The organism is Streptomyces sp. NPDC046759, from assembly GCF_040645475.1.
Classification (GTDB): Bacteria; Actinomycetota; Actinomycetes; order Streptomycetales; family Streptomycetaceae; genus Streptomyces.
In genome coordinates this window covers 191,708-203,329 of record NZ_JBEYYJ010000015.1, presented here as the reverse complement: position 1 = coordinate 203,329, position 11,622 = coordinate 191,708, and the positions used below count along the sequence as shown (strand labels likewise).

General features: G+C 70.1%; 12 protein-coding genes. 8 read left to right on the top strand and 4 right to left on the bottom strand.

Going from position 1 to position 11,622, the window contains the following annotated elements; all coding sequences use genetic code 11:
* Window positions 1–607: 607 nt before the first annotated feature.
* From ABZ919_RS21705 to ABZ919_RS21695, 3 genes are all read left to right on the top strand, one after another.
* The gene (locus ABZ919_RS21705) at window positions 608–976 is read left to right on the top strand and encodes a hypothetical protein (RefSeq protein WP_361250171.1); all 369 of its coding nucleotides are present in this window, start codon (window positions 608–610) and stop codon (window positions 974–976) included.
* A 519-nt stretch (window positions 977–1,495) separates the two neighbouring features.
* Window positions 1,496–1,663 carry a hypothetical protein gene (locus tag ABZ919_RS21700; RefSeq protein WP_361250157.1) on the top strand — a complete coding sequence of 56 codons (168 nt, stop codon included), beginning with the start codon at window positions 1,496–1,498 and terminating at the stop codon, window positions 1,661–1,663.
* A gap of 101 nt (window positions 1,664–1,764) precedes the next feature.
* Complete coding sequence (locus ABZ919_RS21695) at window positions 1,765–2,184, top strand: hypothetical protein (RefSeq protein ID WP_361250154.1); 420 nt, start codon at window positions 1,765–1,767, stop codon at window positions 2,182–2,184.
* 296 nt (window positions 2,185–2,480) lie between these two features.
* Here the strand turns inward: ABZ919_RS21695 and ABZ919_RS21690 are convergent, their stop codons facing one another.
* Window positions 2,481–4,196 carry an MFS transporter gene (locus ABZ919_RS21690; protein WP_361250151.1) on the bottom strand — a complete coding sequence of 572 codons (1,716 nt, stop codon included), beginning with the start codon at window positions 4,194–4,196 and terminating at the stop codon, window positions 2,481–2,483.
* A gap of 282 nt (window positions 4,197–4,478) precedes the next feature.
* On the opposite strand from ABZ919_RS21690, the gene ABZ919_RS21685 reads away from it, so the two are divergent.
* Window positions 4,479–5,417 (top strand): TetR/AcrR family transcriptional regulator C-terminal domain-containing protein, encoded by a 939-nt coding sequence (locus ABZ919_RS21685; RefSeq protein WP_361250149.1) that lies wholly within the window; start codon window positions 4,479–4,481, stop codon window positions 5,415–5,417.
* A gap of 164 nt (window positions 5,418–5,581) precedes the next feature.
* Here ABZ919_RS21685 and ABZ919_RS21680 read toward each other — a convergent pair whose 3' ends face one another.
* The 3 genes from ABZ919_RS21680 to ABZ919_RS21670 are packed head-to-tail and all read right to left on the bottom strand — an operon-like array spanning window position 5,582 to window position 7,967.
* Window positions 5,582–6,412: a hypothetical protein gene (locus ABZ919_RS21680; protein ID WP_361250146.1), complete on the bottom strand. Its 831-nt coding sequence runs from the start codon at window positions 6,410–6,412 to the stop codon at window positions 5,582–5,584.
* Window positions 6,409–7,428, bottom strand: a complete 1,020-nt coding sequence (locus ABZ919_RS21675; RefSeq protein WP_361250143.1) for a metallophosphoesterase — start codon at window positions 7,426–7,428, stop codon at window positions 6,409–6,411. The genes ABZ919_RS21680 and ABZ919_RS21675 overlap by 4 nt, the downstream gene beginning before the upstream one ends.
* Entirely contained in the window at window positions 7,425–7,967 is a 543-nt protein-coding gene (locus ABZ919_RS21670; RefSeq protein WP_361250141.1) for a cupredoxin family copper-binding protein, read from the bottom strand. Before ABZ919_RS21670 ends, ABZ919_RS21675 begins: the two co-directional genes overlap by 4 nt.
* Window positions 7,968–8,641: 674 nt before the next feature.
* On the opposite strand from ABZ919_RS21670, the gene ABZ919_RS21665 reads away from it, so the two are divergent.
* The 4 genes from ABZ919_RS21665 to ABZ919_RS21650 all read left to right on the top strand — a co-directional run bounded on the left by ABZ919_RS21665 (window position 8,642) and on the right by ABZ919_RS21650 (window position 11,497).
* Window positions 8,642–9,181, top strand: a complete 540-nt coding sequence (locus tag ABZ919_RS21665) for a sigma-70 family RNA polymerase sigma factor (protein ID WP_361250139.1) — start codon at window positions 8,642–8,644, stop codon at window positions 9,179–9,181.
* Between the two features lie 27 nt (window positions 9,182–9,208).
* A complete protein-coding gene (locus tag ABZ919_RS21660; RefSeq protein ID WP_361250137.1) occupies window positions 9,209–10,003 on the top strand; it encodes a zf-HC2 domain-containing protein in 795 nt (264 codons plus the stop codon).
* 322 nt (window positions 10,004–10,325) lie between these two features.
* A complete protein-coding gene (locus tag ABZ919_RS21655) occupies window positions 10,326–10,754 on the top strand; it encodes an ATP-binding protein (RefSeq protein WP_361250134.1) in 429 nt (142 codons plus the stop codon).
* A gap of 287 nt (window positions 10,755–11,041) precedes the next feature.
* Window positions 11,042–11,497: a hypothetical protein gene (locus ABZ919_RS21650; protein ID WP_361250131.1), complete on the top strand. Its 456-nt coding sequence runs from the start codon at window positions 11,042–11,044 to the stop codon at window positions 11,495–11,497.
* The last annotated feature ends 125 nt before the right edge of the window (window positions 11,498–11,622 follow it).

Sequence of the window (11,622 nt, the reverse complement as noted above, 5' to 3'; positions counted from 1 at the left end):
TGACTCACCCGGAGAACCGGAAAAAGCGACGCATATTCGGGGCTTGACGGGCCCGATGCGGCACGTAGAATTGCGCGCCCTTCCGGGTGCGGCCGACGGGCGTCACCTGATCGGCGCCGTCAGGCCGCCACTCGCACGACGGCGGCAGGCGTACAGAAACCCGGTCACCGCCCGTGATGGCCGGGCACTGCCCGGTGATGCGCTGTCGCGGCCCACCTGCCACTCGCGGCCGCCCTCCCGCCGCAGGCGGGCCGGCACTGAGCGGGCGCATCCCGCCAGGCAGCAGGCCGGACGTGGCGCCGACGCCGTACGACGAGCCGACCGGGCCGACCGGGCCGACTCGCCGTGCAGGGAGAGTCTTCACAGTGCATCGGGGACCTACTCCCAGGCGGCCCGAACCGCCACACCTCGCCGTTGTCCACGCCGTGACGACGCATGCGGTGTACCCGCTTCTCGCTGAAATGGAAGCGCGCTCTAGCCCGAGGCGGCTGATCCACCTGTCAATCCCTTTGCGCGACCGAGCAGGTCCCCCCTAGCGTGCAAGCGCATAGGAACCGTGCGCCAGGGCAGCGCGCCACGCGAATGAGGAGCAACCGCCGTGGGAACCATGGTCTCGGTCAGGGGCTGGCTGGTGTGCGACGACGGACAACTGGCTCAGATCAAGGAGATCGTGGAGGCAGACGATCCGGAGCGCACCTACAGCGGGGGCTGGGCCTTCCCCGCTCGGCAGTACAACGACGTCAGGTGGGCCTTCTACGGGGGCGACATCCGCGCGGTGTCCCTCGACTGGTTCGAGGAGAGGTTGCGTCAGATCGCCCAGATCCCGGCCTCCTACCAGGATGACGAGTACGACGAGAGGCCCCGGGGGCTGTTTCTGGTCAGCCACGACGTCGACGGCATGAGCGAGTGGAGGGTCCACAACGGTGGCCTAGTGATCGGCCTCCCAGGTGGGGATTACCACTACCTCGACGCCTAGCCGGATCACGAAGTCGCACTGGAGTACTAGGGGCCGTTGCCAGTACCGGCAGCGGCCCACCAGCGTGCCGCCGGAGCCGCGTAACAGCCGCTTCGCCTCACCGCCGCGGGGTGCTGCAGGGTGGCGGTGCGCAGCCGACCGACCCCGCACCAGCACAACCCATCCCCCTGGCTCGTGACGCGGCGGACACGGGCCGGCCGGACAGCCACGCGGGTGGCTCCCGGCCGTCGTCCCGCCGAACCCGCCAAAGCTCACTGGAGCCTGCGCCAACCTGAAGCCGCAGGCCAAAGGGTGCGGCGCTGGGTGGAGTTCGCCCCCCTCAAGCATGGGCGCATCCTCACCGCGCATCGCACCGATCCCACCAACGCCACCCACCTCCCGCGCGCCCTCCGCTACTTGACATCAACTAGTACTAGGAACGGTCTAGATGCTGTGACCTCTGGCCATGACCCGCAGCTGCTCAAAGGTGTCCTCTCGCTGCTGCGCCTGCTGGCCTAACGGGAGTCTTACGGATACGAGGTGGCTCAACGCCTGCAGGCCGTCGGCTTCACCGACGTCCTCGAGGGCACGGTGTATCCGGCGCTGGCCCGGCACGAACGAGAGGGGCTGGCGGCTGGCCACCCGGCTCGTGGCCTCTTCCAGTGGTCCCGCACGCAAGTACTACCGGCGGACCGATGCCGGCCGTGACGCTCTGACGGCTGGTGCCGCCGCCTGGGCCCGGCATGTCGAAAGCGTCGACTCCGTCCTGTCCCGTCCCCTGCCCGCCGCCCCGCGAAAGGATTGCTGACATGCCGCACTCCGCCATCTGGATCGATCGGCTCCGAATCGAGCGCCTCGTCTGGTCGCTCGACCCACGCCTGTACGACCTCCCCTCCCGGAGCCGGGTCGCCCGGCACCGTGAGGTCCGCGCCAACCTGCTGGCGGCCGCCACCGAGGCCGGCGCCGCGGAGGCGGTACGCCGTCTCGGCGACAGTCGCGAACTCGCGGAGGAGTACCTGGCCGCCGAACTCGGCGAGGGGCCACGGCACTCCTGGATCGCCGCCGCCCTTTTCCTCCTCACCATGCCGCTGGTGCTCAACTTCTTCCTGGGCGAGGCGGAGAACGCCTACCAGCAAGCGATCGCGGCCACGGGCACGCACACCGAGGGCACCTTCACCTGGAGTGGCATCGTCTGGCTGCAGAGCTCCGTCACCTTCGTCTTCCACTAGAACCATGCCAGCCGCACCGGTGGCGCGTGGACGCCGCTCGCCCACGTGCCGCTGCTCGCCGGCGCCGTCGTCTGCGGCCGTCTCTGGCGGGCACTGCCCCACCGCCGGAACCCTCAGGCCGACTGAGGCACCGGGCGGGGTGCCTTCTCACCGCGTCGGGATCGAAATCGGGCTGACGGACGGCCTCCTTCGCAGACTGCCGCTTGCGATCAGCGGCAGCACCCCGAAGAACTGACACACACCAGCCAGAACTGACCCACCAGCCCTTTGACTTGCGACTTCACGTTGGCGAAGGCTCAGTGACCGACGGAGCCCTCGGGGCGGGCGTGACGCGGCAGGAGGAAGGAGAGCAGGAACGTAAGGACGAGCAAGCCGTCCACGATCCACAGCACCGTCTTCATCACGGAGCCGAAACCGCTGCGGAAGGCCGACTTCGCGGTGGTCTCCAGCGCGCCGGGTATCCGGGCGCCGTCCTGCGGCGACGCCACGGCGGAGCGGGTGTCCTTCTCCAGGCGACCGCAGGACGCGGGGGTGGCGGCAGGATCCTTGGCGACGGCGCGGTCCGAAGCGCACCGCCGCAGGTCTGCCACGACGCGGTCCTGGGCGGCCGGCGCCATGTGCGCCGCGCTCAGCCGATCCCGCAGGCCGGCCGAGTGGTGGTCGACGGCCGTGGCGATGCCGCCGCCCAGCAGGCCGAAGAAGACGGTGCCGAGGAGCGCCACACCGAAGGCGCCGCCGAGCTGTTGCATCGCGGTCATCGTGCCGGACGCCGAACCCGTCTCGTGCTGCTCGACACTGGCGAGCACGATGTCGAAGAAGGGCGCCATGAGCAGGCCCATCCCTGTGCCGGTGACGAGCAGGGCCGGCACGAGCTGCCAGGGACCGACACCGCTGCCCACCGTGTTCAGGGTCAGCCAGACGCCGAACACACCGAGCGCCATGACCATCGTGCCCGCCTGGAGCACGGCCCGGCCGAACCGGGCGACAGCCTGGGCGACACCGAATCCGACGATCATGCCACCCGACCACGGCACCATCACCAGGCCCGCCTTCAGCGGCGAATAGCCCAGGCCGATCTGGGTGTAGAGGTTGAAGACCAGCATGAAGCCCTGCATGGTCGAGAAGAAGACCAGCCCCAGCGTCATGCCTCCGCTGAACCCGCGCTTGCGGAACAGGCTCGGGACGACCAGCGGGTCACGGCCCGCCTTGCTGCGGCGCGACTCGTACGCGGCGAAGGCCGCGAACACCGCCACCGACGCGGCCATCATGGCGAACGTCCACCCGGGCCAGTCGTACTCACGGCCCTGGACCAGCGGGAAGATGATGAGCAGCGCGGCCAGCGAGACCATGAGCATGCCGGGTATGTCGAGGCGCGGCCTGTCGCCCGACCGCCCCCTGGGCAGGTAGCGCAAGGCCCCCAGGAAGGCCGCAGCACCCAGCGGCAGATTGATCAGGAAGATCATCCGCCAGCCGGTGCCGAAGTAGTCGGCGTCCACGAGCCAGCCCGCCAGGATCGGCCCGCACACCGCGGACAGCCCCATGACCGGGCCGAACATGCCGAAGGCCTTCTGCGACTCCTTCGGCGGGAACATCTCCTTGATCATGCCGAGGCCCTGCGGCAGCATCACCGCGCCGAACAGGCCCTGGACGACGCGTGCGGCGATCAGCATCTCGGGCGACACGGAGACCGCGCACAGCAACGAGCCCAGGGTGAAGCCGGCGGCTCCCACCAGGAACATGCGGCGACGCCCGTGGATGTCCCCGAGCCGGCCGCCGGTGACCAGTCCTACGGCCATCGAGAGGGTGTACGCCGCGGCGAGCCACTGGAGAGTGGAGGCACCTCCGCCGAGGTCGGCCCGCATGGAGGGGCCGGCGATGTTGGTTACCACGGCATCGAGGAGGTCCATCACCTCGGCCGCGAGGATCACGAAGAGTGCAGCCCAGCGCCACTTATAGGGCGTCGGCGAGTCGGTGGGCGGTGTCTCGGTGGACGCCACATCGGTGGTGGACATCGGAACTCCTCGTTGCAGGCCGCGCCGCGTCGAAGAGCCGCGGGCACGGCGGTGGGAGGGGTGGACTGGACTGTCCGGCTCACTGGACGATCCAGGGGAAACGGGCGACCGGACCCTCGGGAGAACAGTGTTCACCATAGCAGAACGATGCTCATCGAGAGAACGGTGTTCATCAAGATATAGCGCAACTACGACTCCTGGCCAAGATATATCGCGTTTCGTGTTGCGTGAACGCCGCTCGCCCAGAAGAACACTGTTCTCCCCGGCGCCTAGACTGTTCCCATGACCGACGCGGCCCCCGGCACCCCCGCATCCCCTCCCCCGTCCCCCTGGGAGCGCGAGCGTTCCGTCCGCTCGCGCATCGCCCCCGCACGGGTACCGCTCTCACGTGAACGGGTCGTCGAGGCCGCCTTCACCGTGCTGGACCGCCAAGGGCTCGACGGACTGTCGATGCGTCAGGTGGCGGCCGAACTCGGGGTCACCGTCTCCGCCCTCTACGCCCACGTCAGCTCCAAGGACGACCTCCTGGAGCTGATGTACACGCGGCTCTTCGACGGCTACACGATGCCCGCGCCCGATCCGGAGCGCTGGCAGGAACAGCTGCGGGACTTCGCGCGTTCCGCACGGCAGCGGCTGCTGGCCCACCGGGACATGGCCAGGATCTCCATGGGGCACGTCCCCTTCACCGCCGAACTGCTGCCGCACGTCGAGGCGTTGCTCGCCATCTTCCGCACCGCCGGGCTGCCCGACCGTATCGCCGCGGAGGCCGGTGACCTCATCTCCACCTACATCGACGGGTTCGTCCTGGAGGAGGGCATGTGGCAGGACCGGGCCGCTGAGCAGGGCGGTGGCACCGCCTCACCCGCCCGCCCCGACTGGGGCGAGATGGCCGACGAGATGCAGAGCTACTTCGCGTCCCTGCCCGAGCAGGACTTCCCCCACCTGCGCGCCCTGTCCGGGCTGATGGTGACGGACTCCTCCGACGAAAGGTTCGACATCGGCCTGGAGATCATCCTGCGCGGCCTGGCGAGCTACCTGCCTGCCCCGGCGACCGGCCCGGCCCCTGAGGCCGGCCGAATCGCGCGGTCGGGCGTGGCCCCTGAAGCCGACCGCGCCCCGAGGCCCGAGGCGCCCACGGAGTCCGACCCAACCCCAGGAAGCGGTACGACCCCGGACACCGGCATGCCCCCAGGCGCAGGCCCAACCTCCGGCACCGCCTGATCCGCGGCCGTCGCCGAGCCGCTGTGCACGCGAGCGGACAGCGGCCGCTGCGCGGTGACTTCGTCGTCTCCCCGTTCGTGTTCGCCGACGACACCTGTCCGATCTGCCGGGACAGCCACCACGCTGCCTGCCCGCACGGCGGCTGGTACGGCGGGGTAAAACTGTCACCGTGATCGGCGACGCCGGGGTGGGCCCGTCCGCGGTGCCGGCCTTCCGGGCATGCCTGGCGCGCGGGCACAGCGGGAACGCGGCGGCCGGCCGCACGCAACTGGGCGAAGGCGTACGTCCGCAGCCTTCAGCAGCGGCGCGATGGTCTCCTCGGGGATGCGCTCGCTGCTGTTCTCCGGGTCGCCGACCACCCCGCTCACCGCGTGCGCGGACCGGCCGGGCCGGCGTTGACCACCAGCCGGTCCACGGTCAGGAAGGGACTGTGAGCCAACGGGACGCTCCACCAGGGGATGCGGGCGGAGCGTCCACGCGAAGGGGGCCGTCGAGGTCGGGTCGCGACTCATCTGCCCCTGCACCGCGGCGCAGTGCCGCCGGGGGGGTGCGTCCGCACGATGTGTCAGCAACCCGAGTCGGCTGCCGGCCGTTTGGACGGCGCCGTGCCGCCCGGTCAGAGTCAGCTGCCACAGCGCGAGGAACAGCAGCGTGCCGATTTCGGCGACGAGGCTGAGGACGGCCTGTGGTGCGGGCTGCAGACCGTGCTCGGTGAATCCGAACACGCCCACGGTGCGTGAAGCGGTGAATCCACCGAGGGCGCCGAGCGCCACGCCGGCCACCGCCGACCTCAACCACGGCATGGGCGGCGCCCCGGCCAGCAGCAGGACGGCGAGAGCGAAGGAGACACCGGCCTGGAGCAGGAACAGGGCGCCGACGACGTGGATGAAGCGGTACTCGTCAACGTAGAGCTGGGCGTGAATGTAGGCGCTGCCCGCGAGGGTGGTGGCAGTCGCCGTCCGCAGGGCGGCGGAGACGAGTCTGCGGGTGTTCATGCCAGCCTCTGATCCTTGACGGCGAGTTCACGATTCCCTTCGCGGTAGTCGACGGTGCGGATGCCCAGTGCGTCCTTGAGCTGACGGGCGGGGACGACCTGCGGCGTGGGCGCGGGGGCCCGGCCCGGCTTGGGCAGGGGATAGGCGGTGGTGGTGGCGGAGTGGAACGTGATGTTGCCCTCAGTCTTGGTGAACAACTGGTGGACGTGGCCGTTGAGGCAGGTGGCGGAGGAGAAGCGACGCAGGAGGGCGATGACCCGGAGCGCGTCGTCGGTGCTCCAGCCCCACTTCGGATACATGGCGAACAGCGGGATGTGACTGAAGACCACGACGGGTGTGTCGGAGGACAGTCCGGCGAGGTCCCTGCGCACGAAGTCGATCTGTTCGTTGCCGAGGTGTCCGAGCTTCTCCAGGCTCAGGGTGTTGACGAGTGCGACGAAGTGCACGCCGTGTGTGCCGAAGCTGTACCAGCCGTCGCCGAGCGTGCCCTTGCCGAAGGTCCGCCGGTAGGCGCGGCCCGCGTCACCGATGGAGTCGTGTTCGCCCGGCACGGTGAAGACGCGGTCGGTCCTCATGCCGGACATCATCTGCTTGACCTGGTCGAACTGTCCGGCCGTGGAGAGGTGGGTGAGATCGCCGCTGTGCATGACGAAGTCAGGCCTGAAACCGAGTGAGTTGACCTGGTCGATGGCATGGGTGAACGAGCCGGCCACATCCATGTTCGCCGGGCCCTGGAACCCGATGTGACTGTCCGACACCTGGACGAACCGCAGCGCCCCCTCTCGTGCGACGGCCACCCGGGCGACGCCCTCGGTGCTGCTGTCGCGGGAGCCGGCGATGTGGCTGATCACCTCTCCGCCGGCCGCCGTCAGCACCACCGCGCCGCCGAACCACCCCGCGTGTCGCATGAGCTGACGTCGCGTCATGCCGTGTTCGGACTCGGGCTGATGGGCGGCAGGGGCCAGTGCCTCGTCGTAGTGGCCGGGCCAGTTCTGTCCGTCGTGGTGACCGGTCATGAGGTCACCTCCACTGTGGCGATCATGAACGGATGGATGGTGCAGAGGTAGGCGTACGTGCCGGGCTTGGTGAACGTGTAGCTGTAGGAGGCGTGGGTGTCCAAGGCGGTCGAATGCAGGGGGCCGCCTGATCCGGAGCTGGTGACGGTGTGCGCGTCGGTGTCCTCGTTGGTCCAGGTCACCTTGGTTCCCACCTTGACCTTGAGGGTGGCGGGCGCGAACGCGAAGTTCTTCATCGCCACGGCGTTGCCGGTCACCGGCGCGGTCGACGCCTGCGCACTGTGGGGACTCTCGGTCATGGTCATGCTGGGCATCGACGAGGCCGGGGAAGCCGAGCCCACCGCGTCGTGCGGTCCGCCGGCACCGGGCATCCCCGCCGTCTGATGCTGTCCCGCACCTGGGGTGAGGGCTCCGGCCCCGGCGGACGGGGAGGGCGGCGAGCCGCAGGCGCTGAGGAGTGCCAGCGAGCCTGCGGTGGCGAGGGCGGCGGTCAGTCCGCCGACGGCGCGTGAGCGTCGGGTACGAGAGCGAGGATGCATGGCTTGCGTTCCTTGACTGGTCGGAAATCGGTCGCACGGAAAACGGACGGTTTCGGCTCTGCTCGGGCGATCGCGCTGCGCGCGCGACCGCGGTGCGCGGGCGGCCCCGGTGTCGGCCGGCACAGCCGCGTGCCCACGGCGGGCCCGGCGCACGGGCGCCGACGCGGGGTCGTGCGGGCCGTTCGCATGAGGCGGGTGTGCGCTGGGCGTGACCCGTCGTGCGCCGCGAAGTCGCCGGTGACGTACGGCAGTCGGCCCTGGGAGCACGTGATCGCCGTTCGCGCAGAGCACTTCGCGGAGCGGTCGCCTCGAGGTGCGTGTGAGGCGCCGGCCGGGGCCGAGCGGGCGGCATGCCGGCTGTGGTGCCACCGGAGGCACGCCACCTAGCCCGGGGTGTCTCGACTCACCTCCGATCCGTCCTTCACGACGCGCGGGAAGAGAAGTGGAACCTGTGCCTCAGCCGGCTCTTGTCCGGATTCACGGGCGCCGAGGGGCGCTCGGTTCGAAGGAAATGCGGTTTTTATGAAAGTTCGGCAATGATGTACGCGTCGTCACCCTCAGTAAGGGGGGTGTTAGGGGACAAAACCCCACAGATACGCGATGATCAGTTCATGCCCTGGAGTTCCCGAAAACGTGATCCGCGGATCGATCCGAAACGCTCCGCGGACCGTGCCATGGGTGCAGGGGCCCTTCCGGCCGCGGACGAGGAGTTGCTGCGTGGCCTGTACGCGGAGCACGCAGCGCCTCTCTTCCATTACGTACTGAGGCTGACCTCGGGAGACTGGCAATGGGCGGAAGACGTGGTGCAGGAAACGCTGCTGCGCGCATGGCAGCATCCGGCCGCCTTCGACCCGGCGCGCGGCCCCGCCCGGGCATGGCTGTGCACGGTCGCCCGGCACCTGGTCATCGACGACCGCCGGGCCCGGCAGGCGAGGCCGAACGAGGCCGGCGGCGCGGCGCTGGAGCAGGCCGTCGAGCAGAAGCCCGGCGAGGACGACATCGAGCGGGCCCTGCAGAGCTGGGCGGTCGCCGACGCCGTCCGGTCGCTGTCCCCGGACCACCGCGCCGTACTGCTGGAGACGTACTACCGGGGTCGCACGATGGTGGAGGCCGCACGCGTGCTGGGCATTCCGCTGGGGACCGTGAAGTCGCGGACGTACTACGCACTGCAGGCCCTGCGGCTGGCGCTGCAGGAACGCGGGATCGAGCCATGAGCGCGCAGCGAGCAGGAGGTGACGACGATGAGTGCTGAGCACGACGACCTCCGCCTTGCGTTGGGCGGCTACGTCCTGGGCGCCCTGCCCCCGGCGGAGATGGACCGAGTCCGGAGTCATCTCGCGGAATGCGAACAGTGCCGGGCCGAATACGCACGGCTGTCAGGCCTGCCCGCGCTGCTGGCGACGGTGACCGAGGCCGAGGCCGAGGCCGCGGGCCGGACGGTACCGACGGCCGACGGGAGCCGGGCGGATCGGCTGGTGGCACGGGCGGCCGAAAGCACGCGGGACTCATCGCCCGAACGACCCCCCACGCCCACAGACGCGCAGGCGCCGGCGGCGGGCGTAGTGGAAAGGCTTCTTCAGCAGGCCGCGGCCCGGCGCCGCAGGACCTGGCGTCTGCAACTGGCCGGGGCAGCCGCGTCACTGGTGTTCATCGCGGCAGCGGCAGGCGGGACGTGGCTGGCGACCGTCGGGTCCGTGGGTACCGAGGCGACACCGCCGGGGCCGAGCGCGCCGGCTGTCTCGCGCACCTTCTCAGGAAGTGATCCGACCACCGGCGTCACCGGCTCGGTGAAGGTTTCGCCCTCAGCCTGGGGCAGCGTCGTGCAGGTCTCCGCCAAAGGGGCGCCGGCCGGAATCACCTGCCGTCTGCAGGCGGTCGGTCCCGGCGGGGTCAGGACGGACGGCGCCACGTGGCGGGCGGGTCAATATCCTCCCGGCACCACCATTCCCGGGGCGGTCGCCATGTCCCCGGATTCCATCCAGCACTTCGAGATCATCACAGGCAACGGCCAGAAGCTGCTCACGATGCAGGCCTGAGGAGAGAGTCCCGCCCGAACCGGCGTCGGGCGGCCCTGCGTCGGCCATCTCCAGGGCTCAGGCGTGAGATACGACTGCCGGTGCGCGGCTCGGCGAGGACAAAGGCATGCGTGGTAGGCGGCTCGCTCCCGCCATTGCGCGGGTCACGTCCAGGAAAGAAAACCCGCAAAAAGGTCGAACGTGTCGAACCGGATGGGCGTGTCGCACGTGGAACTGAATGAGCGCGCCCACGCAGGATCGGCCCACTGAGCGCCACCATCCACAGTCGTCGGCGATCTTCCGCGCTCCGAGTCCAGCACACTCACAGAAATGCAGAAGCGCCATGTCTGTAATCGATTGTCCGAGTCCCGCTCCACTGCTCCGGCAGCCCGGCCGCCGCCAGGCGCTGCTCACCCTGCCCGCCCAGGAGGCACACGTCTCGGCCGCCCGTCACCTCGCGGCCGATCTGCTGGAAACCTGGAGTGTCCCCGCGGGGCAGCGGGACGCCGCGGTTCTCATCGTCGATGAACTCACCGCCAACGCCGCTCAATACGGGCACGAGTGCATGACCCTGCTGCTCGTCCTCGACCACGGGACTCTGCACATCGTGGTCAGTGAGTCCGGCATGGCCGTCCAGCGCCCTCGCCCTGCCATCGCCCCGGACGAACACGGCCGCGGCACCGGCATCGTCCGGCATCTCGCGCAACAGACCGAGGTCCACCAGACGCGCAGTGGCCGCGAGGTCCGCGCCTGCCTCAGGTGCTCGGCATGACCGGCACGAATCCCCGGCGCACCTTGCCGCCCCCGGCCACGGCACACGCTGCGGCGCAGCCGCAGTCCGGCGGGAGCGACCGCTCCCCCAAGCCGCCCGGCTCTCCCGCCACTTGCGCGTTCTCCACCCACAAACCATGCCCCGTCGACGGTTGTTCCGGCCCCGGCAGCGCGAACACACCAGCGGCGGCCGAACCAGCGAATCCCGTTCGCCCCCACTGCGCACACGAGACGATTCGCTGCCGGCGCTGCGGTGCCCTTCCGCTGCCCATCGAGACGGATGCGAGCGTGGACCTCCCCGGTGACCGCGGCGAGGACATCGACGTCTCCTCCCCGCACGAGGCATACGCCGACGCCCCCGCTCTGCGCCACGAGATACACCAGGTGCTCGCCCTCGGAGCGGAACGCGACGGCCGTCGGCCCAGGACCGCCGGCGCACCGTCCATCGATGCGGCCACCGATTCGGCCACGCGTTCGGCGACGCCTTCGGCCACCGCGGAACGTGCCTGGCTCCTGCGTCGAGCCGCCCTCATGGACCGGATGGCCCTCAAAGATCCGGACCCCGGCCCGGCCGAGGCCGCCGCACAAACCGCCGGACAGCTGGTGCTGCACGATCGCCGACACCACCACCTGGCCGCCGGCCCCCATCGCCCCGACACCGTCGCCCTTCCCCGCGACCGCCGTCTTTACGTTCGCCAGGAGTACGCCGCATGGGTCGCCGCCGGGCGCCCCGGAGCAGCCTGACCCCCACGTGCCCCATCGGATGCGGCCTGACGGGGAGTCGGACCCGCTCATGGATCGGCGACGAGAGAATCAGGTGCTGAGCCGGTCTTCTTGCACGCCGCCGGCCGGAGCGGGGCCGCCTGCAG